The organism is Amycolatopsis sp. NBC_01480, from assembly GCF_036227205.1.
Classification (GTDB): Bacteria; Actinomycetota; Actinomycetes; order Mycobacteriales; family Pseudonocardiaceae; genus Amycolatopsis.
This window is the reverse complement of sequence record NZ_CP109442.1, coordinates 7,297,178-7,320,833: the sequence shown is the minus strand read 5'-3', so window position 1 is coordinate 7,320,833 and position 23,656 is coordinate 7,297,178. Positions and strand designations below refer to the sequence as shown.

At 71.8% G+C, this 23,656-nt stretch carries 20 protein-coding genes; 16 read left to right on the top strand and 4 right to left on the bottom strand.

What is annotated here, in order from left to right:
- Nucleotides 1-37 precede the first annotated feature (37 nt).
- Nucleotides 38-3,439, bottom strand: coding sequence for a serine/threonine-protein kinase (locus OG371_RS34825; protein WP_329059907.1), 3,402 nt, complete (start codon nt 3,437-3,439; stop codon nt 38-40).
- A gap of 12 nt (nt 3,440-3,451) precedes the next feature.
- Nucleotides 3,452-6,424 carry a hypothetical protein gene (locus tag OG371_RS34820; RefSeq protein WP_329059906.1) on the bottom strand — a complete coding sequence of 991 codons (2,973 nt, stop codon included), beginning with the start codon at nt 6,422-6,424 and terminating at the stop codon, nt 3,452-3,454.
- A 168-nt stretch (nt 6,425-6,592) separates the two neighbouring features.
- Here OG371_RS34820 and OG371_RS34815 point away from each other — a divergent pair, with 168 nt between their 5' ends.
- The 9 genes from OG371_RS34815 (at nt 6,593) to OG371_RS34775 (ending at nt 13,975) form a co-directional block, all read left to right on the top strand.
- Nucleotides 6,593-6,859, top strand: a complete 267-nt coding sequence (locus tag OG371_RS34815) for a GlsB/YeaQ/YmgE family stress response membrane protein (protein ID WP_329059905.1) — start codon at nt 6,593-6,595, stop codon at nt 6,857-6,859.
- Nucleotides 6,860-7,020: 161 nt separating this feature from the next.
- A complete protein-coding gene (locus OG371_RS34810; RefSeq protein WP_329059904.1) occupies nt 7,021-7,740 on the top strand; it encodes a MerR family transcriptional regulator in 720 nt (239 codons plus the stop codon).
- Nucleotides 7,741-7,856: 116 nt separating this feature from the next.
- Complete coding sequence (locus OG371_RS34805) at nt 7,857-8,459, top strand: TetR/AcrR family transcriptional regulator (protein ID WP_329059903.1); 603 nt, start codon at nt 7,857-7,859, stop codon at nt 8,457-8,459.
- Nucleotides 8,456-9,118 (top strand): VC0807 family protein, encoded by a 663-nt coding sequence (locus tag OG371_RS34800; protein WP_329059902.1) that lies wholly within the window; start codon nt 8,456-8,458, stop codon nt 9,116-9,118. Before OG371_RS34805 ends, OG371_RS34800 begins: the two co-directional genes overlap by 4 nt.
- The gene (locus OG371_RS34795) at nt 9,111-9,806 is read left to right on the top strand and encodes an FAD-dependent oxidoreductase (protein ID WP_329059901.1); all 696 of its coding nucleotides are present in this window, start codon (nt 9,111-9,113) and stop codon (nt 9,804-9,806) included. Before OG371_RS34800 ends, OG371_RS34795 begins: the two co-directional genes overlap by 8 nt.
- The gene (locus tag OG371_RS34790; protein WP_329059900.1) at nt 9,728-10,516 is read left to right on the top strand and encodes an FAD-dependent monooxygenase; all 789 of its coding nucleotides are present in this window, start codon (nt 9,728-9,730) and stop codon (nt 10,514-10,516) included. The genes OG371_RS34795 and OG371_RS34790 overlap by 79 nt, the downstream gene beginning before the upstream one ends.
- 105 nt (nt 10,517-10,621) lie before the next feature.
- Nucleotides 10,622-12,793 (top strand): hypothetical protein, encoded by a 2,172-nt coding sequence (locus OG371_RS34785; RefSeq protein WP_329059899.1) that lies wholly within the window; start codon nt 10,622-10,624, stop codon nt 12,791-12,793.
- Complete coding sequence (locus OG371_RS34780) at nt 12,790-13,413, top strand: hypothetical protein (RefSeq protein WP_329059898.1); 624 nt, start codon at nt 12,790-12,792, stop codon at nt 13,411-13,413. Before OG371_RS34785 ends, OG371_RS34780 begins: the two co-directional genes overlap by 4 nt.
- On the top strand, nt 13,403-13,975 hold the full coding sequence (locus OG371_RS34775) for a S8 family serine peptidase (RefSeq protein ID WP_329059897.1): 573 nt from the start codon (nt 13,403-13,405) through the stop codon (nt 13,973-13,975). The genes OG371_RS34780 and OG371_RS34775 overlap by 11 nt, the downstream gene beginning before the upstream one ends.
- A 55-nt stretch (nt 13,976-14,030) precedes the next feature.
- On the opposite strand, the gene OG371_RS34770 is transcribed toward OG371_RS34775, so the two are convergent.
- Complete coding sequence (locus tag OG371_RS34770) at nt 14,031-14,516, bottom strand: carboxymuconolactone decarboxylase family protein (RefSeq protein WP_329059896.1); 486 nt, start codon at nt 14,514-14,516, stop codon at nt 14,031-14,033.
- A gap of 169 nt (nt 14,517-14,685) precedes the next feature.
- Here OG371_RS34770 and OG371_RS34765 point away from each other — a divergent pair, with 169 nt between their 5' ends.
- The 7 genes from OG371_RS34765 to OG371_RS34735 all read left to right on the top strand — a co-directional run bounded on the left by OG371_RS34765 (nt 14,686) and on the right by OG371_RS34735 (nt 22,174).
- Entirely contained in the window at nt 14,686-15,573 is an 888-nt protein-coding gene (locus OG371_RS34765) for an RNA polymerase sigma-70 factor (protein WP_329059895.1), read from the top strand.
- 220 nt (nt 15,574-15,793) lie between these two features.
- Nucleotides 15,794-17,209 carry a lamin tail domain-containing protein gene (locus tag OG371_RS34760; protein ID WP_329059894.1) on the top strand — a complete coding sequence of 472 codons (1,416 nt, stop codon included), beginning with the start codon at nt 15,794-15,796 and terminating at the stop codon, nt 17,207-17,209.
- Nucleotides 17,210-17,297: 88 nt separating this feature from the next.
- The gene (locus OG371_RS34755; RefSeq protein ID WP_329059893.1) at nt 17,298-17,804 is read left to right on the top strand and encodes a hypothetical protein; all 507 of its coding nucleotides are present in this window, start codon (nt 17,298-17,300) and stop codon (nt 17,802-17,804) included.
- A 496-nt stretch (nt 17,805-18,300) separates the two neighbouring features.
- The gene (locus OG371_RS34750; protein WP_329059892.1) at nt 18,301-20,757 is read left to right on the top strand and encodes a sensor histidine kinase; all 2,457 of its coding nucleotides are present in this window, start codon (nt 18,301-18,303) and stop codon (nt 20,755-20,757) included.
- Nucleotides 20,758-20,809: 52 nt separating this feature from the next.
- Nucleotides 20,810-21,235: a roadblock/LC7 domain-containing protein gene (locus OG371_RS34745; RefSeq protein WP_091616049.1), complete on the top strand. Its 426-nt coding sequence runs from the start codon at nt 20,810-20,812 to the stop codon at nt 21,233-21,235.
- Nucleotides 21,232-21,603 (top strand): DUF742 domain-containing protein, encoded by a 372-nt coding sequence (locus OG371_RS34740; protein WP_329059891.1) that lies wholly within the window; start codon nt 21,232-21,234, stop codon nt 21,601-21,603. Before OG371_RS34745 ends, OG371_RS34740 begins: the two co-directional genes overlap by 4 nt.
- A 16-nt stretch (nt 21,604-21,619) precedes the next feature.
- Nucleotides 21,620-22,174 carry a GTP-binding protein gene (locus OG371_RS34735; protein WP_442876197.1) on the top strand — a complete coding sequence of 185 codons (555 nt, stop codon included), beginning with the start codon at nt 21,620-21,622 and terminating at the stop codon, nt 22,172-22,174.
- A gap of 57 nt (nt 22,175-22,231) precedes the next feature.
- On the opposite strand, the gene OG371_RS34730 is transcribed toward OG371_RS34735, so the two are convergent.
- Nucleotides 22,232-23,605 (bottom strand): tryptophanase, encoded by a 1,374-nt coding sequence (locus tag OG371_RS34730; protein ID WP_329059889.1) that lies wholly within the window; start codon nt 23,603-23,605, stop codon nt 22,232-22,234.
- Between the last annotated feature and the right edge of the window lie 51 nt (nt 23,606-23,656).

Below are 23,656 nucleotides of genomic sequence, written 5' to 3'. Positions count from 1 at the left end.
CCAACCTACCGCCGTCGGCGATTCGACGACGCGGCGCTCAGAACTCGTAGTCCCAGTCGACTTCCCAGAGCAGCACCGAACCGTCCGACATGCCGGAGAGCACGTGGTGGCCGCTCGGGGTCATCGCGGCTGACGCGACGTAGGTCTCCTTCACCTGGTGCAGGCAGCGGCCCTCGGCCAGGTCCCACCAGCGCATCGTCGTGTCCTCGCCGCCGGACAGCGCGTGGCGGCCGTCCGCGGTGATCGCGACCGAGTTGAGCTGGGCGGCGTGCCGCCCCGGCAGTTCCCGCCCCTCGCCGCTGGCCAGGTCCCAGGCGAAGACCGCGCCGGTGGTGCTGCCGGACACGGCGTGCCGGCCGTCCGGGGTCACCGCGACCGCGCTCACGCCGCCACTATCCGGAGTGGACGTACGGAGGCACTCCCCGGTGGTCAGATCCCAGTACCGGAGGGTGTGGTCGGCGCTGCCGGACAGTGCGCGGCGGCCATCGGCGGTGACGGCTACGGTGTTGAGGTGGGCTTCGTGGCCGGCCAGGGTGCGCAGGCAGCGGCCGCCGGCCAGGTCCCACCAGCGCAGGACCCGGTCCGTGCCCGCGGAAACGGCGCGGCGGCCGTCGGGCGTGATGGCCACCGCGAAGGTCATTCCCCCATCGGTGCCGAGCGGCAGCGCGGCCCGGCGTTTGCCGCTGTTGAGATCCCACCAGTGCACCTTCCGGTCACCGACGGAGACCGCGTGCCGGCCGTCGGGGGTGACCGCGGCGGTGAACGCGAAGCCGTCGCCGGCGTCGAGGGTGTGCAGGCAGTCGCCGGTGGTCAGGTCCCACCAGCGGAGCAGAGTGTCCGCGGTCGAGCTCAACGCGCGCCGGCCATTGGCGGTGATGCCCACCGCCTTGGTGAGATGGGCGGGCGTCTCCAGACGGCGGGTCCGGCGGCTGCCGATGATGGCGGTGCGCCGTCCACTGTGGCCGGCCCGGCGCCACAACGAGCCCAGCTCCGCGTCGTTCTCGAACCCGACGACCGCCCGTGCCGCCCGCAGCTCCTGCGCCGCGTCGGGCGCGTCACCCCGGTCCAGCAACGCCCGCGCGGCGCCGATCCGGCCGTGGAACCGCTCGGCCTGCGTGCTGAGGTCCACTGTGGACCGTGGACGGCTGTAGCTCCACGGCGCCGGGCGGCCGGGCGCGAGGTCCCACCAGCGCACGGTCTGGTCGAACCCGCCGGACAGCGCGGTCCGGCCGTCGGCGGCGACCATCAGCGAGTTGAGCGTGCCGCCGACGTCGACGGTCCACACGCAGCGTCCCGTACTCAGGTCCCACCAGGTCAGCTCGCCTTCCTTGTTGCCGACGATCGCGGTGCGCCCGTCCGGGGTGGCGGCGACCGCGAAGATCGTCGTGGTGAGCACGTCGAGCACCCGGTGGGGATAGCTGAGCACGCGCAGGCAACGGCCGGTGGCCAGCTCCCACAACCGCACCGCGCCGTCGTGCCCGGCCGAGAGGAACCGGGTGCCGCCGGGCAGCGGGGTGAGCACGTACACGGCGCCGCGGTGCCCGGTGAACGTGCGCACCTGCTCGCCCGTGGTGAGGTCCCACTGCCGCACGGTGCCGTCTTCACCCGCCGACAGGGCGTGGCCGTCGGACAGCCCGACCACGCAGTCGACCCCGCCCTCGTGCCCGCTCAGCTTCCGCAGGCACTGGCCGGTGGTGAGGTCCCACCACCACAGCGCGCCCTGCGCGTCGCCGGCGAGGGCGTTCCGTCCGTCTCCGGACAGGGCGACGCAGAAGAACGGCACGCCGTCGCTGCCGGTGAAGGTGCGCAGGCCGGTCCCCTCGACCAGGTCCCACCAGCGCACCGTGCCATCCATGGCACCGGAAAGGGCGAACCGGCCGTCCTCGGCCAACGCCACCCCGCAGACCAGGTCGGTGTGGCCGGTCAGGATCCGCAGGCACCGGCCGGTCGCCAGGTCCCACCACCGGACGGTCCGGTCCTCGCCGCCGGAAACGGCGTACCGGCCGGTGGGCGCGATGGCCAGCGGACAGGTCTTGCCCTCCTGCTCGGGCAGCTCCAGCGTCCGCAGCCGGACGGGCTCGGCGCGGTCGACAGCGTCGAGGGCGGCTGCGACATCGGGGTCGCCGGACACCGCTTCGCCGAGTTGAGCCTTGGCTGCCGCGAGGTCACGGCGTTCCAGGTGCACCACGCCGAGCGCGTACGCCAGGCGAGCCCGGCCGGGGTCGGATTCGGGCAGGGAGAAGCGAAACCGCTCCAGGTGCGCGATCAGCTGGAGGTCGGTCAGCTCGCCTTCGCGCCACTGGCCGAGCTTGCTGTTGAACGTCGCGTCCAGGTGCCGCGGGTCGGCTTCCAGGGCCTGGCCCCAGAACTGCCTCGCCTGCCCGGTCCGGCCGAGGTCCAGCATGGACAGTGCCTTGTTGTTGAACCCGTCGGCGCGCACGGCCATCGGGCTGGTGGCCGTCCGCGGGTACGGCCGCCCGACGTGGGTGGCGTACGCGGTGACCAGGCGGTCCGCCAGCGCACTGAGGTCGGCCGGGCGCGCGGCCGCGTCGACGGTGAAGCACTCCTTGAGCAGGGCCGCGACTTCGCCCGGCATGACCGGCCGGCCCGGCGCGGCCCCGCGGGCGCGGTACTCGTCCAGCGCCGCGCCGGCGAACGCGCCGAGCGTCCAGGTCACCTCGCCGGTGAACAGCTCCAGCACGGTGACCGCCCACGACCACACGTCACCGGGCCGTCCGGCGCGCTGTCCGCGGGACTGCTCCGGCGACGCGTACGCGGGCGTCAGGCCGCGGTGGGTGACCAGGATCGACTCCGGTTCTGCCACGCTGTCGGCGCCTTCGGACCGCTGCTGTGCCCGGGCCAGTCCGAAGTCGGTGATCTTCACCAGCCCGTCGGCGCTCCGCAAAGCGTTGCTGGGCTTGACATCCTGGTGCACCACGCCGGCCTCGTGCGCGGCCCGCAGCCCCCACGCCAGCTGGATCGCGACGTCGAGGATGCCGTCGAGGTCCCGCAGCCGCCCGGCTTCCAGCGCCTCCGCGACCGTGCCGCCCTCGACGAACTCGGCGAAGATCCTCGGCACCCCGCCGAGCACCCGCACGTAGTGGCAGGTGCACACGTTCGGATGCGGCGGCAGGCCGACCCACACCTCGGCCTCGTCGACGAACGCCTGCACGCCGGACAGCCACATCCGCGGCAGCGGGCTCTTCACCGCGAGGTCCAGCCCCCAGTCCAGGTGCCGCACCCGGTGGACCACGCCCATGCCGCCGGCGCCGAGCTTCGCCTCGATCCGGTACGTGCCGAGCACGGTTTCGCCGACGCCCCAAGAGATCGGGCCGGATTCGCCGGACGGCCGCTCCTCGGGCCCGGTCAGGGTCGGGTCAGCCCGCACGCCGTCGCGCTGTGAAGCCGGGCTGTTCTTCCGCTGCCAGGGCAGGCGCATCCTCGCGTCACCTCACTCGCGGGGTTCGTGGTTCCAGTCGAGGGCCCAGGCGAGCACCGTGCCGTCCCGGCTGCCGGTGACCGCGGACCAGCCGTCCGCGGCGATCGCGACCGCGAAAACCTCGTCGTCGTGCCCGGTCACCACCCGCAGGTTCCGGCCGGACCGCAGCTCCCGCACGCGCAGGTCGCGGTCCGCGCCGACGGTGAGGACGTGCGCCCCGTCGGCGGTGACGGCGAGGCCGAGCATCGCGCCCTGGTGCCCGGTCAGCGAGGAGATCCCCTGCCCCTTCGGCAGCTCCCACCGGGAGAGGTTCCCGCAGTCCTCGCCGGACACCACGAGGCTCCCGTCCGGGGTCACCCCGACTGCCCGTGAGCCGCATTTGTGGCTGCGCAAGGTTTTGCGGCACTCACCGGTGCCGAGGTCCCACCACTGCACGGTGGCATCAGCGCCCCCAGACGCGGCGTGACGGCCGTCCGGGGTGAGCGCGAGGGAGCTGACCGGGCCGGTGTGTCCGGAAAGGACTCGCAGGCACTCCCCCGTGCGCGGGTCCCACCAGCGCAGCGTGTGGTCGGCGCTCCCCGACAGCACGTGTCCCGATGCGGCCACGGCGACCGCGGTCACCTCGTCGGCGTGCCCGGACAGCACCTTCAGGCAGACACCCGTGTTCAGGTCCCAGACTCGCAGGGTGTGCTCGGCGCTCGCCGACACGGCCGTGCTCCCGTCCGGCGCGAAGGCGATCGAGGTGACCGAGTCCTGGTGGCCGGTGAGTTCTTTCCGGCACTCCCCCGTTTCGAGGTCCCACAGGCGAAGTGTGTAGTCCCAGCCCGCGGCCAGCGCCCGCCGGCCGTCCGGGGCGAGCGCGAGCGCGGTGAGGCCAGCCGGGTTTTCGATCGTGCGGACGCGGCGGATGTCCATGAACGCGGTGCGCCGCCGGGTCCGGCCCGCCGCGCGCCACAGCTCCAGCACCTCGGGGTGCCGCGCGTAGCCGGGCAGGTCCATCACTTTCAGCAGCCGCTCGGTCGCGGCCGGGACCGCCGCGTTCGCCAGCAGGTACCGGATCTGGCTCACCTCGGACCGGAATTCCCGTCCCCACGACTTGAGTTCGCGCGCGCTGCCGGTGGTGCCGTAACTCCACGGCGCGATCACGGCGGCGGGCTGGTCCCAGACCCGCAGCTTGCGGTCGGTGGCGGTGGAGACCACACGCCCGCCGTCGGCGGACATGCCCACGCCGAGGACGAGGTAATCGTGTTCGATCGTGCGCAGGCAACGGCCGGTGGCCAGGTCCCAGCGGCGCACCGTGCGGTCCATGCTCCCGCTGACGCCCAGCCGTCCGTCGGCCGAGATGGCCACCGCCGCGACCGTGGCGAGGTGTCCGGTGATCGTCCGCAGGCACTCGCCGGTGCGCAGATTCCACCAGCGCACCTCCCGCTCTCCGTCCGAGGAGAGCGCGTACTGGCCGTCGGGGGTGACGGCGACCGCGTAGACGTCGTCGCTGTGGCCGGCGAGTTCGTGCAGGAGACGGCCGGTCCGGACCTCCCGCCACTGCAGCGAGCCGTGGTTGCCGGCCACCGCGACGTACTGGCTGTCCGGGGTCATCGCGACCGCGATCAGGCCGATCTTCCCCTCGGTGATCGTGCCCGTCTCCTTGCCACTGGCCAGATCCCAGCGCAGGACGCGGCCGTCCTCCGCGCAGGAGACACCGAACCGGCCGTCCGGGCTGATCGCAACGCCGCGTACCCGCTGCCGGTGTCCTTTGAGGGCTCGCAGGCAGCGTCGGGTGGTCAAGTCCCAGTAGCGCAACGTGTTGTCGGCGGCGCCGGACAAGGCGAACCGGCCGTCCGGGGTCACCGCGACCGCCCAGACCCCTTCGGTGTGCCCGGTGAGCTTGACGATCTCGCCGCCGTCGAAGTTCCACCAGAGGACCACGCCGTCCTCCGCGCCCCAGACGGCGTGCCGTCCGTCCGGAGTGAGCGCCACGGCGTACAGCCAGCCGGCCTTGCACCGGGCCGTCAGGGGCGGGTCCTCGCCGTCCTCTTCGGACCAGGGCCGGCCGCGCTCGCCGTCGGCCAGCCCGGCCAGCCGCACCACGCGGTTGTGCGGCTGGTGCGCACTGGCCTGCCCGGCCGCTTCCAGCCGGCGCATCAGCTCGTCGTCGGTGATGCGGGCGGTGCGCCACAAGGAAAGCCCGAGGTTGAACGTCGCGTCCGGGTGCCGCGGGTCCTCGCGCAGGGCCTGCTCCCAGTACTGCTCGGCCTCGGTGTGCTCGCCCGCCAGTGCCAGCGATGCGGCGCGGTTGTTCCACTCGTTCGCCGACTGCGCCACGGGCTGCGGGGCCTCGCGGGGATACGGGCTGCCGGTCAGCTCGGGGTAGAGCGCGATGAGCCGGTCCGCGAACTCGCGGGCGGTCGGCGGCGATTCACGCAGCAGGGCCGCGACGGCTTCGGGCATGACCAGCCCGTCGAACAGCTCTGTGACGACGGCAGCCAGCGCACGCAGGTCTCCACCGTCCTTTGTGGAGGAGAGCGAGCCGAATCCGGTGAGCTGCACGACGCCGTCCTCGGCGAGCACGGCAGTGGCCGTCCGGACGTCGCCGTGGGACAGACCGGCTTCGTGCACCGCCTGGAGTCCCCAGGCGAGCTGGACGGCCGCGTCGACGATCTCACCCGGGGTGCCGAGCCGCCCAGCGTGCGCCGCTGTCGCGAGGTCGTCGCCGGTGACGTCCTCGGCGGTGATCTGCGGGTGACCGTCTTCCACTCGGAGGTAGTAGGCGGCACGCAGGTTCGGGTGCGGCGGCAGGTCCAGCCAGGCGCGGGTCTGCGTCAGCAACGCGGCGGCCTCGGCTTCCGTGGCCGCCGCTTGAGCTGCGTCGACTTCCGCAGGCGGGGCCACGGCGTTCGCCGGAGAACTGCCGGTTCCCGCGCTTTCGTCCGGATTCCGCGCCGGGCCCCGGCTCTTGCGCCCGAACAGCCGCCACTCCCTGGACACCCAGGTCCTCCTCACGCTCGCCGGCCGGCGCGGCTACGCTCCGCCGCGCGCCCGTCGTCAGACTGCCACGCCGGGCCAGGAGAGGTCCCGGCCCGGCTGGGACCAGACGCAACCAGCCGTCACCGCGGCGCGTCTACCGATTGGCAGTTTCCGGACGAGAGGAAGTACATGGGCGTCATCGCTTGGATCGTGCTGGGCCTGGTGGCCGGCGTCATCGCCAAGGCCCTCCTGCCGGGCAAGGACCCCGGCGGCTGCATCATCACCATCCTGCTGGGGATCGGCGGCGCGTTCGTCGGCGGCTGGGTCGGCAAGACCCTGTTCCACGTGCAGCTCGGCACCTTCTTCGACCTTCGGACGTGGGGCCTGGCCGTGCTCGGCGCGCTGATCATCCTGGTCGTCTACCGGCTGCTGTTCCACCGGGACCGCCACCACTGAGCCGACCCCAGCCGACCCGGCGCCGGGCCCGGCCGAGCGGTCAAACTTCCGTTCACCTCGGGGCTCCGGCTCTTGACCATGCCGCGAGGGCACGGTCTTCACTGGGGTCCGCGGGCGCGATCGCGCCCGCGGACCCCAGTTTCGGGAAGAGGTGGCCGGGCGTGGCCTGGAGTACCCGCGAGATCGCCGAGCTCGCCGGCACGACCGTTCGGGCCGTGCGGCATTACCACCAGGTCGGCCTCCTCGACGAGCCGGTCCGGCGCGCCAACGGCTACAAGCAGTACGGCGTCGCCCACCTGGTGCGGGTCCTGCGGATCAAGCGCCTGATCGACCTCGGGTTCTCGCTGGCCCAGATCTCCGCGATGGGCGACGCGGCCGAGCATCCCGAACAGGCGTTGCGCACCCTGGACGCCGAACTCGCCGGCACCATCGATCGGCTGGAGCGGGTCCGGCTCGAGCTGGCGCTGATCATGAACCGGACCGCGCCCGCCGACCTGCCGTCCCGCCCCGGCCCGGCCACCGGGCGGACCGGACTGTCCGGCACGGACCGCTCCCTCGTCGTCGTGCTGGCCCAGGTCCTCGGGCCGCGCGGCCTCCAGGCCTACTCGGACCTGCTGCACTCGTACCAGTCGACGCCCGAGGCGGCCGAATTCGACCGGCTGCCCGCCGACGCCGGCGAGCAGATCCGCGACGAACTGGCCCGGCGCCTGCACCCCCACGTCCAGGACCTGCTGGTCGAGCACCCCGGGATCCTGGACCTCGACGTTCCGGCCGGCGCGCAGCGCACCGTCGGCGTGGCCGTGCTGGACCTCTACAACCCCGCCCAGATCGACGTGATGCGCCGCGTCGCCCTGCTGGGTGCGGCGCCGGACCGCGCCTGAACCACCGCAAGGTCCGTCAAGGCCTCCTTGCCCGCGTCGGACGCGGGCAAGGAGGCCTTGACGGCTTTCGGCACAGGTGACTTGCCATTTTTGCTCGACTGAGCTAATTTTTGCTCATGCGAGCAAAGACCTTCACCGAGTCCGGCCGCCGGGCCCAGATCGTGACGGCGGCGATCGAGGTGATCGCCGAGGCCGGGTACGCCAAGGCGTCGTTCAGCCGGATCGCGAAGCACGCCGGGCTGTCCAGCACCGGCATGATCAGCTACCACTTCGCCGGCAAGGACGATCTGCTCGCGGCCTGCGTGGCCGAGATCGAGCAGGTGGCCGGCGCGTTCATGAACCCGCGCGTCGACGCCGCGGTCGGGCACGTCGCGCAGCTGCGGGCCTTCGTCGAGGCGAACGTCGCGCTGGTCGGCGAGCACCCGGCCGCCGTGCGGGCGCTGATCGACCTGGTGAAAAACGCCGGCTCGCAGAGTGAGTCCGTCAACGGGCGGCTCGCGCTGTTCGAGGAGCACTTCCGCACCGGGCAGGCGGCGGGCGTCTTCGGCCCGTTCGACGCGCGGACCGCGGCGATCGCCCTCACCACCGGCCTCGACGCCGTCGTCGCCACCGCGACCGCGAACGTTCCCGAACCCGCCGAACTCACTCGCATCGGCCGTGAACTGGCCGACCTGTACGTGCGGGCGACCGCACCCGTTCCTGAGGGGGAAACCACATGATGATCGACGAAAAGCCGGTGGCCGACGCCGGTCTGCGCCGCGTGGTCCGGGCCAACGTGCTGGCCGTGGTGTTCGAAGTGGTCGTGCCGATGGTGCTGTTCTACGGCCTGCGAGCCGGGGGCGTGAGCCAGTGGTGGGCGATGATGGCCGGCGTGCTGGTGGCCGCGCCGTACGTGGCCTGGACGGTCGTGCGCAATCGCCGGGTCGACCTCGTCGCACTGGTCACGATGAGCGTCATCGTACTGTCGGTGGTGCTCGGCCTGCTCTCGGACGACCCGCGCACGCTGGCGATCCGGGAGGGCTGGACCGCCGCGCTCGGCGGCCTGTTCGGCGCGTGGATGCTGGTCACGGTGTTCGTCGGCCGGCCGGCCCAGCTGACCCTCGGCCGCACGATCGCCGAGATCAAGCGCGGGGCCGAGGGCGCGGCCGCGTGGGCGGGCCGCTGGGACACCGACGCCCGGTTCCGCCGCGGCCTGCGCATCAACACCGCTGCCTGGGGCGGGGTGCTGCTGGCCGGCGCGGTGGTGCACGTGGTGCTCGTCTACGCACTGCCGATCGACCTGATCTCCGTGGTCACCACCGTGGTCTGGTTCGCCTCGCTGGCCGGGCTGATCGTGTGGCACGTCTGGTATCTCAAGAAGGAGAACCTCGATGCCTGACGTGCTGGTCGCGGGCGGCGGCCCGACCGGGCTGCTGACGGCGTTCGAGCTTGAGCGCGCCGGGCTCGATGTGCTGGTGCTGGAACGCGACGCCCGGCCCGCCACGCAGTCGAAGGCGCTCGGCCTGCAGCCGCGGTCAGTCGAGGTGCTGGCCGACCGCGGCCTGCTCGCCGCGATCGAGCCGCACGTCGAGGCGCGGCTGCCCGGCGGGCACTTCTCCGGCATCCCGATCGACTACTCCGACCTGCCGACGCCGTTTCCGTACCAGCTCGGCGTCGAGCAGGCGTACGTCGCGGCGGCGATCGAGGCGCGGTTGCGGACGCCGGTGCAGCGCGACGCGGCCGTCACCGTTGTCGAGCAGGACGCCGAGGGGGTCACCGTCACCGCGGGCGGGCGTGATTATCGCGCGGGCTGGCTCGTCGCGGCCGACGGTGGGCACAGCACGGTCCGGACGTTGCTGGGCGGGGCGTTTCCCGGTACGCCGGCCCGGTTTTCGCTGGTCGTCGCCGACCTCGTCCTGGCCGGAAACCCAGCGGGCTGGGCGAAGACTGGCACCTGCCATCCGGCGGATCGGGGTTCCTGCTACCGCTTTCGGGCGGGCGGCACCGGGTGGTCGTCGCCGGTGAAGAGCAGCAGCGGCTCGGCCGGGACGCGCCCGTCACGGCCGAGGAACTACAGCGGGGGCTGACCGCCGCGCACGGGCCGGGGATCGAGGTGGGCGAGGTGCTCTGGGCTTCGCGATTCGGCGACGCGGCACGGCAACTGGAGCGGTACCGCCACGGCCGCGTCCTGTTCGCGGGCGACGCCGCGCACATCCACCTCCCGATCGGCGGCCAGGGCCTCAACCTGGGGCTTCAGGACGCGGCGAACCTCGGCTGGAAGCTGGCCCGGACGGTCCACGGGCACGGCGGACTGCTCGACAGTTACCACGACGAACGGCACCCGGTCGCCGCGCGAGTGCTGCTCAGCACCCGCGCGCAGGGGGTGCTCGGCGTGCCCGACCCGGACGCCATGGCCGTCCGCGAAATCATCACCGGGCTGCTCGCCACTCCCGATGCCCGCCGTGCCACCGCGTTGGAGCTGTCCGGCATCGGGATCGGCTACCCGGCCACTTTCGGCCGCGCCACTGACGTTCCGGCCTCGCCCGACGGCCGTGCCGTGCTGGTCGGCGCACCGCTGCCCGAGGGCTGGGCCGACCGCGTCGAGACCCGCGACGGCCCGCAGCCACGGCTCGTCCGCCCGGACGGCTACGTCGCCTGGGCCGGTGGACCCGGTCTGGACGCGGCGCTGCGGCAGTGGTTCGGGCCGCCAGTCGAGTCCTTAGTGGACAGTTCCGCGGGCCGGATGACAATGAGACCGGACAATGGACAGAAACCGGGTTATCCATTGACGCGGTAAATGGTCCAGTCCAGCATCGGGGCAGCAATCGGGCCCCCCGGCTGGAATGGAGCATCGAGCATGCGCAGACGGGGATCCAGCTTACGGAAAGCCCGCCGTCACGGCATGGTTATCGCGTTGGCCGCCGGTGTTTCCTGTGCACTGGCGGCACCGGCGGGCGCGGAAAGCTTTTCGGCCACCGCGTTTACTGACAGCGCTCCGGCCGCGCAGCAGGTCACGCTGATCACCGGTGACCAGGTCACGGTTTTCCCTGGGCCGAATGGCGGTACGAATTACCCACTGTCGCCGTCGCCGAACCTCCGTGCGGCGCAATCGTTCCAGGCCGACGGCGGGGACCGGTACATCATTCCGGCCGATGCCGCGCCCTATCTCGGGCAGCTGGACCGGTCGTTGTTCGACGTCACGGCGCTGGCGAAGGCCGGGGTCGGAAAGACCGGGGAAATCCCGCTCGAACTGTCGTTCCCCGATGGCACAGCCCCCGCCGGGATCACCCTGACCTCCACCACTCCCGGCCACGCGACCGGATACCTGACCCGGGAATCCGCGAGCGCGTTCGGGGCCGAGCTGCACCGGCGGATCGCCGACGACGTCGCGGCCGGGCGCCCGGCGGGCAGCACTCCCCTGCCTGCCACGATCAAGCTGGCCGGAGCGTCAGCGGAGAACCCGGCAGCGCAGCCGAAATACCCGCTGCACTTCCTGGAGATCGCCCTCACCGATCTGGCCGGACGTCCGGTCAACGGCAGCGTGAGCCTGGTCAACACGGACTCGGCCGCCAAGCTGGACCGCGACGTCGAGGTCGACGGCCCCACCCGGATCGCTGTGCCCGCCGGTCACTACGCGGCGTACTCGACGTTCGTCGACCGCGACGCCGGCGGAACCGTGACCGCCACGAGAACCGCTGCGGTGGAAGGCTTTGTCGTCCCCGAAGCCCCGGTGACCAGCACTCTCACCGTCGACGAGCGGACCGCGACGTCGCTGGTCGAGGTGACCTCGCCGAAGCCCGTCACCGAGGACCTGATCCAGGTGAGCGTCTACCGCGAGGACCCGGCGGGCCGTGGATTCGCCTTCACCATCGCGGGCTACCGCCTCCCCCAGTACGTGACGCCGGTGCCGAAGCCGTCCACCGGCCGGCTGCACTACGTCGTGCAATGGGGTGGCGCGGCGCCGAAGCCCGAGGACCGCTACCGCGTCGACCTGTCGTTCGCCTCCGAGGGCATCGCGGCCGACCAGTCCTTCTCCACCAAGGAAAACGAGCTGGCCACGGTCCGCGACGTGCTGCACTCCGATCCGGCCGACACGATGCCCGTCGCGATCGACAACGGCCCGCTGGACCCGGTGATCCTGGCGCACGGCCTCGGCGGCGCAGGCTTTTACGTCCCGGCGCCCGGTGTGCTCACCGACTACCTGGGCACCAGCCACACCACCGAATGGGCGCAGTTCGAGCAGAAAGGCTCGTCGTACCAGCTCATGACGGCCGACCCGCGGACCTACCACCCGGGCACCACCACGACCACCGACTGGTCGCGCGGCCCGCTGTCGGCCGGGCTCGGGCAGTGGACCGCCCAGCAGCTCTGCGACGCGTGTTTCGCCGGCGGCACGGTCTCGCTGGCCATCCCGGCGGTGCGGGACAGCGTGCCGGACCACACCGCGATCCCGCTGTTTTTCGTTCCCCGGACGCACTATTCGCTCTACCAGGACGGCAAGCAGGTCTTCGACCAGGACGGCGTCTACGGCGCCGTGGTCCAGGTGCCCACCACCCCGGCCACCTTCCGGGGTGTGCTCGACGTCGACCGGACCGCGATCCCCGGCGTCGGACAAGCGAGCAAGCTGCGGACCGAGCTGACCGTGAAGTACGACCCGGGCGCGAAGAACACCCCGCTGCCCGGGCCGCACTCCTGCACGGCCGCCGATCCCGCCCAGGCCTGCCGGATCCTCGGTGCGCTCACCGTCGACTACGACCTGGACGCCGACCTCACCACCACCTCGGACGCACCGGTCCAGGTGCTCGGCCTGCACGTCGGCCACGTGGCCTACAGCGGGGCCGGCTCGCGCTCGCCGATCAGCGCCGTGACCGTCTCGGTGTCCTTCGACAACGGCGTCACCTGGAAGCCGGCGCAAGTCGCCGGCGCGCTGGGCGAATATGCCGCCGTGTGGCGGAATCCGGCCACGGCGGCGGGGACCTCGCCGTCGCTGAAGGTGACCGCGCAGGACCGCGCGGGCAACGCGATCAGCCAGACGATCACCAGCGCCTACACCGTCGCGAAGGCCGGAAAATGACCGCGGGGAGCCAAAGCCGCCGGTCCGCCCTGCTGGCCGCCGCCCTCGTCACGATCACCGCGCTCGTCCCAGCCGAGCCCGCCAACGCTGAGCCACGAGAGGTCTGCGGCCCCGCCGCCGAGGGGACCGCACGGTGTTTCGCGCAAGTGGACCACCGGCCGTCCGGCGGGCGCGGGGTGCGAGGCCAGGCGGGCACGGCGTTGCCCTCGGGGTACGGCCCGGCCGACCTGCGTTCCGCCTACCGTTTGCCGGATACCGGCGGGACGGGCGAGACCATCGCCATCGTCGACGCCGGGGACTCCCCCACCGCCGAAGCGGATCTGGCCGTATACCGGCAAACCTACGGGCTTCCGCCGTGCACCACGGAGAACGGCTGCTTCCGCAAGGTCAACCAGCACGGCGGGACCGCGCCGCTGCCCCCGGTGGACGGCACCTGGCCGGTGGAGATCGCGCTCGACCTCGACCTGGCCTCCGCGGCCTGCGGGCAGTGCCGGATCCTGCTGGTCGTGGGCGACGACGCGTCGTTCGACTCGCTCGGCACCGCCGTGGACACCGCGGCGGCACTCGGCGCCACCGTGGTACAACAGTTACGGCGCCCCCGAAAGCCGGGTGAGCGGTGATTTCGCCGCCCACTACAACCATCCCGGCGTGGCCATGGTCGCCTCGAGCGGCGACGAGGGGTTCACCGTGCCGAACGCGCCCGCGGTCTACGGGAACGTCGTCGCGGTCGGCGGCACCTCGCTGACCAGGTCCGGAAACCCGCGCGGCTGGGCCGAATCGGCCTGGCAGAAGGCGACCAGCGGCTGCTCGGCCTGGGTGGCCAAACCGGCCTGGCAGGCCGACCCGAACTGCCCCGGCCGCACCGTCGCCGACGTGTCCGCGGTGGCCGACCCGAAAACCGGCCCGGCCGTCTACGAGACGACGATCGAGGCCGGCTGGGCGGTGATCGGCGGGACGAGCGCGTCCTCGCCGTTCATCGCCGGGGTGATCGCGCTGGCCGGGCACCACGGCCAGTACCCGGACGCCTCGCGCCTGTACACGAATGCCGCGCAGCTCAACGACACCGTCGGCGGCAGCAACGTCCAGGGCGAGGACTGCGGCGGCGATTACCTCTGCACCGCCGTCCCCGGTTACGACGCGCCCACCGGCAACGGCACCCCGAACGGATTGGCCGCCTTTTGACCCTCGCCGAGGGGGTGGTGACCGCCATCCCCGGTCACCACCCCCTCGGCGGGGCTCACTTCACGAAGTCCGCGAACATCCCCGCCTCGTAGGAACCGGCCGGGGTGCGCGCGATGACGTTCATCCGGTTGGCCGCGTTGATCAACGCGACCAGGGAGACCAGCGCGGCGAGCTGGTCGTCGTCGTAGTGCTTGCGGGCCTGGGCCCAGGTCTCGTCCGAAACGCCGTGGTGGGCGTCGGCGATCCGGGTCCCCTCCTCGGTCAGCGCCAGCGCGGCGCGCTCGGCCTCGGTGAACACGGTGGCCTCACGCCAGACGGCGACCAGGTGCAGGCGCGTCGCGGTTTCGCCCGCGGCCGTGGCGTCCTTGGTGTGCATGTCGGTGCAGAAGCCGCAGCCGTTGATCTGGCTCGCCCGGATCTTGACCAGCTCCTGGGTGCCCTTCGGCAGCGCCGACTGGTCGAGCAGCAGCGCGACGCCGGCGAACCGCTTGCCGAACTTCATGCCGAACTCGTTGGTGGACAGGGGGAATCGGGCTTCCATGGGATTGTCCTCACTCGTTTTCAAGGTGTGCTTGATGGCCATGAGATGCCGCTGCCCCGCCGCTTGTGACAACCCCGGGTCGTGACCCACGCCACAGACCGCGGCTGTCACAAAGCGGCACCTGCCGGTGTCCGATGGGCGACCCAGCCGTGCGCAGGAAGGAGCCACCATGACCGAGCCCGCCCAGAGCCCGGACGCCGCCACCGAGGCCTTCCTCGCCCACCGCAACCTGCTGTTCACGGTGGCCTACGAGATGCTCGGCTCGGCCGCGGACGCGGAGGACGTGCTGCAGGAAACCTGGCTGCGCTGGGCGTCGGTGGACCTCGCCGAGGTCGAGCACCAGCGGGCGTACCTGGTCCGGATCACCACCCGCCAGGCACTCGGCCGGCTGCGGACCCTCGGCCGTCGCAAGGAGTCCTACGTCGGCCCGTGGCTGCCGGAACCGCTGCTGACCACGGCCGATGTGGCCGAGGACGTCGAACTGGCGGACAGCGTCTCGATGGCGATGCTGCTGGTGCTCGAGACGCTCACCCCGACCGAGCGCGCGGTGTTCGTGCTGCGCGAGGTGTTCGACCTGGGTTACGAGGAGATCGCGGACGCCGTGGGCAAGAACCCGGCCGCGGTCCGGCAGATCGCGCACCGGGCCCGGTCGCACGTCGCCGCGCGCCGGCCGCGCGGCCCGGTCTCCCGGGACGAAACCCGCGACGCGCTCACGGCGTTCCAGCGCGCGGTCGAAACCGGTGACCTCCAAGGCCTGCTGGACATCCTGGCCCCGGACGTCGTCCTGCTCGGCGACGGCGGCGGGATCGTGCAGGCGGTGCTGAAGCCGCTGGTGGGCGCCGACCGGGTGGCGCGGGTGCTGACCCGCGTCCAGTCCGAGGCCTCGCTGGAATTGGCCCAGGTCAACGGGCACCCGGCGTTGGTCCTGCGGCGCGGCGGCGAGCTCGACACCGTGCTGGCCGCGCGCATCGACGACGGGCTGATCACCGGGCTGTACGCGGTGCGCAACCCCGAGAAGCTGTCACGGATGGCGCAGGAGACCGCGCTGCGCCGCTGAAACCGTTGCCGCATCGCGAAACACCGAGCACGCCGGCCGCGGGAAATCAAGGTCCGATCGGACGTGGACAACCCTGTTAGGGTGCGTTTCACCACTGCGCGCTCCAGTTCGTTCACCGTTCACGCCGCGCTCACGCCGGGGAAGGCGGCCGTTCGGTCCGGGCCGGGAATGTCGGGTGGCTGACCCGATCCCTGCCCGACCGACCCCAGGACGGAACCCCGTGCCCGAAACCCGCCGGTGGCCAAGCCGCCTCCGCCGCTGCCTCGTTGTCGTCACCGGACCCGCGCTGGTCTTCGGCGCCGTGGCCGCCCCGTCAGCCCTCGCCGCCCCGGCCGACGACGTCCGCATCAACGAGGTGGTGACCACCGGAGACGTCAACGACTCCGTCGAGCTGTACAACAAGAGCAGCGCCGCCGTCGACGTGTCGGGCTGGATCCTCAAGGACGACAAGGACAGCTCGAAGTACCAGATCGCCGCCGGGACGAAGCTGGCGCCCGGCGGGTTCAAGGCCTTCGACGTGCACGGCGCGTTCGGCCTCGGCTCCGCGGACCAGGCGCGCCTCTACCTCGCGGACGGCAGCACCCTGGTCGACAGCTACAGCTGGACCACGCACTCCGCCCCGTCGTGGTCGCGCTGCCCCGACGGCACCGGCAGCTTCACCCAGACCTCGCTGACCTTGGGCGCGGCCAACAACTGCGGCGGCAAGACGGACCCGTCCCCGGCGAAGTGGCCCGGCGGCAGCTCCGTCGCGACCGCCGACGGCTCGAACGTGTTCGGTGAGGACCTCAGCGGCCTCTACCAGGAGGGCGGGGTGATGTGGGCAGCGCAGAACTCCGGGAAGATCTGGCGGCTGGTCCCCGACGGCTCCGGCGGCTGGAAGCCCGACACCGCCGGCGGCTGGGGCACCGGCAAGAAGGTCCACTACCCGGACGGCTCCGGCACGCCCGACGACGAGGGCGTCACGCTGACCGGCGCCGGTTCTTCGGGCGGGGTCTACACCTCGAACGAGCGCGACGGCGACAACTCCGGTACCAGCCGCCTTTCCGTGCTGCGCTACGACGTCAGCGGCTCGGGCACCAGCCTGTCCGCGACGAAGGAATGGGACCTGACCGGCGATCTGCCCGCGGTCGACGCCAACTCCGGCCTCGAGGGCGTCACCTGGGTCCCCGACGCGAGCCTCACTTCCGCCGGCTTCAAGGACTCCTCGACCGGCGCGGCCTACGACCCGAGCCGGTACTCCGCGCACACGGGCGGCGTGTTCTTCGTCGGCGTCGAAGGCACCGGCACGGTTTACGGCTACGTGCTTCAGGATTCGGGCGCCTTCACCCGCGTCGCGTCGATCAGCAGCGGGATGTCCGGCGTGATGGAGCTCCAGTGGGAGCCGCAGGCCTCGCGCCTGTGGGTGGTCTGCGACAACACCTGCGACGGGCAGCACCGGACCATGCAGGTCAACGCGTCCGGCGCGTTCGCCACCACCGCGGTCTACCAGCGCCCGAGCGGGATGCCCAACTACAACAACGAGGGCTTCTCCCTGGCCGCGGCCGGCGAGTGCACCGGCGGCAGCAAGCCCGTGTACTGGTCCGACGACAGCAACGACGGCGGTCACGCGCTGCGCAAGGGCAGCATCAGCTGCTGAGGAACGGCGGGGCCCTGGCCGGTAGCGGCCAGGGCGGCCCGTCCGGCCCCGGTTCCTGTGCGATGCTCGGCCGATGCCAGTGGTGTGGGTGACCGGTAGCTCTGGCACCGGAAAATCGACGGTGTGCGCGCTGCTGAAGGACCGGGGCGAGCCGGCGTTCGACGCCAACTGGGACGGCTACAACCACTGGGTGGACCGGATCAGCGGACAGCCCGTGGCCGACCCGCCCGACCCGGTGCCGGCCGGCTGGCTCGGCCGCTTCGCCTGGCGGATCAGCCGCCCGAAGGTCGAGGCGCTCGCCGCCGGGATGGGCGAGCAGACCGCGTTCCTTTGTGGATTGGCCGAGAACGAGGCGGACGTGCGGGATCTCTTCGACCTCGTGGTCTGCCTGACGCTGGACAACCGGACCCTGCAAGACCGGCTGCTGGCCCGCACGACGAACTCCTTCGGCAAGCACCCGGAGGAACTGGCGGCGGCCCTCGACTACAACAACCGCGCGGAGTCCACCTACCGCCGCCTCGGCGCGACGCTCATCGACGGCGGACAGCCTCCGGCCGAAGTGGCCGACGCGGTCCTGGCTGCGGTTTCCCGCTAGATTCTGGCGACCCGGCCTGTGTTGCGCCCCAATGTGGCGTTCGGTGCGTTCAACGCAACCAACGCCACATTGGGGCGCTTTGAGCCAGGCGCGTGACCGCAAGCTGCCGAACGCGCGGCGGACCGTCTCACCGGAAGTCCTTTGTGGACATACCCGTCCGGCCATGGCCCGTTCGCCGCGCCCGGGCCGACTCAGCAATCGGTGTCACCGCCGTCACACCCGCCACCCCTTGCCCTGCCTCTTTTTACCCGCCCCGTTGCCCTCGGCGTTTCCACCATTCGGCCTAGTGATCCACTCGGTGATCCACCACCGGCCGCCGCCCCGCAGGCCCAGCCCCCCATGACGCCCTGGTTCATGGTAAAAAACTGACCCGACCAGACTGACAGTGGAGGCAAGAGCTGGTGACTCCCGCACTTGTCTCGGCCGTCCGTGGCTCCTTCTTCCCCTGCCGGGTAACTGTTGTTCGCCGTCTGTCCCTCAGGAGCTTGTGAACCCCGTGTCGAAAAAAGACGACAAAGACGAGTCCGACAGGCCGTACGACAAGTCGATCCGCAAGCGGCTGACCAGGACCGTCCTGATCCCCAGCGTGACCCTGCTGGTGCTCTGGATCGCGGTGTCCTCGTACTTCTTCGTCAACGGCGTGTACGTGCGCCTGGTCGCCGTCTCGGTTCGCGACGTGTCGATCCCCGCGGTCACCGCGCTGTCCGCGCTGCAGCAGGAACGCCAGGCCGCGCTGCAGTTCCTCGACAGCCCGGGCACCGGGGCCGACCAGCTGCAACAGCAGCGCCAGAGCACGGACGAGAAGCTCAAGGGCCTGCAGGACGCCTTCGCGTCCACGATCTCCAGCGCGCCCGACGCGATCGCGGCCAAGGTCACCGCGCTGAAGGGCCAGCTCGACCAGCTGCCGGTGCTGCGCTCGCAGGTCGGCTTCCGCAGCATCGACCGCGCGCAGGTCAACCGGTACTACAACGGCGTGCTCGACTCGGCGGCGGACCTGTTCGACACCCAGGCCCGCATCGTCCCCGACGCGACGGCCGTGCAGGGCGCGATCGGCGCGACCTCGCTGTTCCGCGCGAGCGACCTGATGTCGCGGGAAACCTCGCTGGTGTCCACGGCGCTGACCAGCGGCTCCTTCAACGCGGACGAATTCGTGCAGTTCACGCGGCTGTCCGGCTTCTACCGCACGCAGCTCACCCAGATCGCGCCGTTCCTCGAGCCGCAGGTGCGCGACAACTTCCAGGCGCTGGCCGCGAGCCCGGCCTGGAAGCAGCTGACCGACACCGAAACCGCGATCGTCAAGCACGGTCCGTGGAACTCGGACCAGCTGGAAACCGTGCCGGTCTCCGCGGCCGACTGGCGCACCCTCACCGGCCAGGTGTCCAACGGCCTCAACGCACTGACGATCGCGCAGGCGGACAAGGTTTCCGCGGCCGCGATCGACTCGGGTGACGCCCAGCTGCGCAACGCGATCATCGGCAGCATCGTCGCGCTGCTCGCTTCGCTGGCGGCGATCATCGTGGCGGTGCGGGTGTCCCGCTCGCTCGTCGACCGCGCGCTGATGACCCGCCTGGCGCGGCTGCGCGACGACTCGCTCGACCTCGCGCGCAACCGCCTGCCGGGCATCGTCTCCCGGCTCAAGAACGGCGATCCGGTCAACGTGGCCGAGGAACTGCCCCGGCTCGACCACGGCCGGGACGAGATCGGGCAGGTGGCCGAGGCGTTCAACCTCTCGCAGCTGACCGCGGTCAACGCCGCGGCGAGCGAGGCGAAGGCCCGCAGCGGCGTGCACAACGTGTTCCTCGGCATCGCGCACCGCAACCAGGTGCTGGTCCACCAGCAGCTGCAGATCCTCGACGAGCTGGAGCGCCGCGAGGAGAACTCGACCCAGCTGGCGTCGCTGTTCCAGCTCGACCACCTGGCCGCCCGCGCCCGCCGCACCACCGAGAACCTGATCATCCTCGGCGGCAAGCAGCCCGGCCGCCGCTGGCGCAAGCCGGTGCCGCTGCTGGAAGTCCTGCGTGCCGCGGTCTCGGAGACCGAGCAGTACGCGCGGGTCCAGGTCGAGCAGGTGGCCGACGTGTCGATCACCGGCGCCGCCGTGGCCGACACCGTCCACCTGGTCGCCGAGCTGGTCGACAACGCGACTTCCTTCTCCCCGCCCGGCTCCCCGGTCGAGGTCACCAGCCGCACGGTCGCGCGCGGCGTGGTGGTCGACGTGTCGGACCAGGGGCTCGGCATGAAGGAGGGCGTCCGGCAGTGGGCGAACGGGATGATGGCCGAGGCGCCGGAATTCGACGCCATGGCCCTGCGCGCGGACTCCAGCCTCGGCCTGTTCGTGGTCGCGCGGCTGGCGGCCAAGCTCGGCATCACCGTCACCTTCGACCCGTCCCGCTACGGCGGCCTGCGCGCCACCGTGCTCATCCCGGCCCAGCACCTCGCCGGTGAGCCGCGGCCGGGCGAGGCCGACGACGGGTCTGTCCCGCCCGAGGACACCGCGGTCTTCGCACCGGTGGGCGCGCCCCCGGTTCAGGCACAGGAGAGCGCGCGGCCCGCGGGCCAGGCGCCCAGCTCGTTCACCGGTCAGATCCCGATGAGGCGGGAGGCCCAGATCCCGATGCACCGCGAGGTGGAGCCGAGGCCGTACGCGGCCCGTTCCCTGGCCCAGCTCGACCCGGCGCCCGCGGCCGAGCCCGACCCGGCAGCGGCCGCCGGACCCGTCGTGCCGGCGGTGCCCGCCGTGCCGGTCGCGGAGCCGCAGGCCGAGCCGCCGCGGGCGGACGACCGGCCGCGGCTGCCGCGCCGGGAGCCGCAGCAGAACCTCGTCACGCAGCTGGAAGACGAGCCGGAGGACGACGCCGCGCGCGAAGTGGCCCCGGGTGAAGGCACCGCGCGCACGCTCGCTGCCTTCCACAAGGGCACCCGCCGGGCCCGCGACGGGGCCGACGATGCCTGACCCGCGACCACATCCCGCACAGTCCACACAGGAAAGTCAGGGTTTCAGGAGCATGAACGAGTACGGGAACGCGAAACCCGATCTCAACTGGCTGCTCGACGACGTGGTGCACCGCGTCGTCGGCGCGCAGAACGCCATCGTGCTGTCCGCCGACGGCCTGCTGCTGGGCAAGTCGGCCGGCATGAGCAAGGACGACTCGGACCAGCTCTCGGCCATCGCGTCGAGCCTGCAGAGCCTCGCGAAGGGGGTCAGCAGGCAGTTCCACCGCGGGCAGGTGCTGCAGAACATGATCGAGATGGAACGCGGCTACCTGTTCGTCTCGGCCGCGGGCCAGGGCGCCTGCCTCGCCGTGCTGGCCGCGGACAGCGTGGACGTCGAGATGATCGCCTACGAGATGAACCGGCTGGTCAACCGCGTCGGTGACTACCTCGCGTCCGCGCCGCGCGACGCCGCACGCCTGTTACGGGAGGCCACATGAGCGGGGACGACAGCTGGTACGACGAAGCCGCGGGGCCGCTCGTGCGGCCCTACACGATCACCAGCGGCCGCACGCCCGGCGAGGCCGCGCGGCTCGACCTGGCCACGCAGGTGATGACCCTGCGGACCGAGCAGGAGCCCACCGGGCTGGGCCCGGAGCACCTGGCGATCGTGCAGCTGTGCCGCCGCCCGGTGTCCGTGGCCGAGATCGCGGTCTACGTCAAGGTTCCGCTCGGGGTGGTGCGGGTGCTGTGCGGCGACCTGATCGAGCGCGGCCTCGTGATCACCCGCTCCCCCAACCCTTCTCCGGCGAGCGCGCCGGACCTCGAAACTCTCCAGGCGGTTCTCGATGGCCTTCTCAAGTACTGACGGATCCGCGGTGGACCTGGTCCCGGCCCCGGTCAAGATCATCGTCGCCGGCGGGTTCGGCGCCGGGAAGACCACGCTGGTCGGCTCGGTCAGCGAGATCCCGCCGCTGACCACCGAGGAGGTGCTGACCGAGGCCAGCACCGACGTGGACGACCTGTCCGGCGTGGAGCGGAAGAAGACCACCACGGTCGCGCTCGACTTCGGCCGGATCACGCTCTCGCCGCGGCACGTGCTGTACCTGTTCGGCACCCCGGGGCAGGCGCGCTTCTGGTTCATGTGGAACGACCTGGCCCGCGGCGCGATCGGGACCGTCGTGCTCGTCGACACCCGCCGCCTCGAGACCAGCTTCGCCGCGGTCGACTTCTTCGAGCGCCGCAAGATCCCGTTCATCGTCGCGGTGAACTGCTTCGACGACGCGCCGCGGTACAACGCCGCGGAGATCCGCGAAGCACTGGTCGTCCCGGACCGCGTGCCGATCGTCATGTGCGACGCCCGCGACCGCGAGTCGAGCAAACTGGCCCTGATCAGGCTGGTCAAGCACGCGATGAGCATGGCGCCGGCACCCGCGTGAGGTCCTGCGGCGCGGCCCGGTGACCGGCCGGTGACTGTCCGGTGTGGACGGACGGGGTCAGGACACCGGGGCCATCTTCAGGTTGAAGTGGCGCAGCATCTTCGGCGCGTCGACGATGCGGTAGCCCGGCACCCGGTCCGGGTTCTTCGCGATGTCGCCCAGCACCTCGGCCACGTAGTCGTAGTGGCCCTGGGTGTACACCCGGCGCGGCAGGGCGATGCGGACGAGTTCGAACGGCGCGGGGGTCACCAGCTCGTTGTTCTCGTCGAGCGTGCCGAGGTAGAGCGAACCCAGCTCCACACAACGGATCCCGCCCTCGAGGTACAGCTCGCAGGCGAGCGAGTGGCCCGGGAAGCGGCTCGCCGGCAGGTGCGGCAGCAGGCGCCCGGCGTTGAGGTAGAGAGCGTGGATCCCCGGCGGCTGCACGATGTCGACGCCGGCGTCGTTCGCGGCCTGCGCCAGCCTGGCGGCCTCGTCGGCGCGCGCCTCGAGGTAGTGCGGGTCCAGCACCTCGTGCAGGCCCCTCGCCACGCGGTCGAGGTCGTGGGCGCCGAGGCCGCCGTAGGTCCGGAAGCCCTCGGTGGCGATCAGGTTCGTCTCGCACCGCTGGGCGAGCTCCGGGTCGGTCAGGCCGATGAACGCGCCCATCGGCGAGATGCCGTCCTTCTTCAGGCTCGCCACGGAACCGTCGACGAGACCGAACGCCTCCTCGGCCACCTCGCGGGGGGTCTTGCCCGCGTAGCCCTCCTCGCGCTGCACCACGAGCCAGGCGTTCTCCGCGAACCGCGCGGCGTCGAGGAAGATCGGCACCCCGTGGGCCCGCGCCAGCCGGCTCGCGGCGGCCAGGTTGGCCATCGACACCGGCTGGCCCCCGCCGCCGTTGTTGGTGATCGTGACCAGGACCATGCCCACCCGGCCGGCCTCCGGCCCGGTGAGCAGCTGCTCCAGCCGGTCGAGGTCGATGTTGCCCTTGAACGGCTCCAGGCTGTCGAGGTCGCCGAACTCCGCGCACGGCAGGTCGCGGGCCTCGGCGCCGAGCAGTTCGACGTTGGCGCGGGTGGTGTCGAAGTGGGTGTTGCTCACCGAGATCTGCCCGGCCCGCAGCACATTGGTGAACAGCACCCGCTCAGCCGCGCGGCCCTGGTGCACCGGCAGGATGTACGGGTAGTGGGTGAGCTCGCTCACCGCGTCGCGGAACCGGAAGAACGAGTCGGAGCCCGCGTAGGAGCGGTCCGCCGCGGCGGCGGCCGCCTCCTGCGCCGTGGAGACCGCACCGGTGCCCGAGTCCGTGAGCAGGTCGATCGTCACCATGTTGGCCGGCAGGTTGAACGCGTTGTATCCCGCGGCCGCGAGCGCCCGCTCGCGTTCGGCGCGGGTGGTCACCGGGATCTCGGCGACGACCTGGGCCCGGTACGGTGGGAAGCTCCGCATCTGTTTCCTCCACTGTCAAAGATTCCGGCAAAGGTGCCGGCAAAAAATTAC

What these genes read in the sequence shown, in the direction of transcription:
- OG371_RS34825 (WP_329059907.1), bottom strand. Translation starts at nt 3,439, where the DNA reads ATGCGCCTGCCCTGGCAGCGGAAGAACAGCCCGGCTTCACAGCGCGAC.
- OG371_RS34815 (WP_329059905.1), top strand. Translation starts at nt 6,593, where the DNA reads ATGGGCGTCATCGCTTGGATCGTGCTGGGCCTGGTGGCCGGCGTCATC.
- OG371_RS34805 (WP_329059903.1), top strand. Translation starts at nt 7,857, where the DNA reads ATGCGAGCAAAGACCTTCACCGAGTCCGGCCGCCGGGCCCAGATCGTG.
- OG371_RS34800 (WP_329059902.1), top strand. Translation starts at nt 8,456, where the DNA reads ATGATGATCGACGAAAAGCCGGTGGCCGACGCCGGTCTGCGCCGCGTG.
- OG371_RS34795 (WP_329059901.1), top strand. Translation starts at nt 9,111, where the DNA reads ATGCCTGACGTGCTGGTCGCGGGCGGCGGCCCGACCGGGCTGCTGACG.
- OG371_RS34785 (WP_329059899.1), top strand. Translation starts at nt 10,622, where the DNA reads ATGGTTATCGCGTTGGCCGCCGGTGTTTCCTGTGCACTGGCGGCACCG.
- OG371_RS34780 (WP_329059898.1), top strand. Translation starts at nt 12,790, where the DNA reads ATGACCGCGGGGAGCCAAAGCCGCCGGTCCGCCCTGCTGGCCGCCGCC.
- OG371_RS34770 (WP_329059896.1), bottom strand. Translation starts at nt 14,516, where the DNA reads ATGGAAGCCCGATTCCCCCTGTCCACCAACGAGTTCGGCATGAAGTTC.
- OG371_RS34765 (WP_329059895.1), top strand. Translation starts at nt 14,686, where the DNA reads ATGACCGAGCCCGCCCAGAGCCCGGACGCCGCCACCGAGGCCTTCCTC.
- OG371_RS34745 (WP_091616049.1), top strand. Translation starts at nt 20,810, where the DNA reads ATGAACGAGTACGGGAACGCGAAACCCGATCTCAACTGGCTGCTCGAC.
- OG371_RS34740 (WP_329059891.1), top strand. Translation starts at nt 21,232, where the DNA reads ATGAGCGGGGACGACAGCTGGTACGACGAAGCCGCGGGGCCGCTCGTG.
- OG371_RS34730 (WP_329059889.1), bottom strand. Translation starts at nt 23,605, where the DNA reads ATGCGGAGCTTCCCACCGTACCGGGCCCAGGTCGTCGCCGAGATCCCG.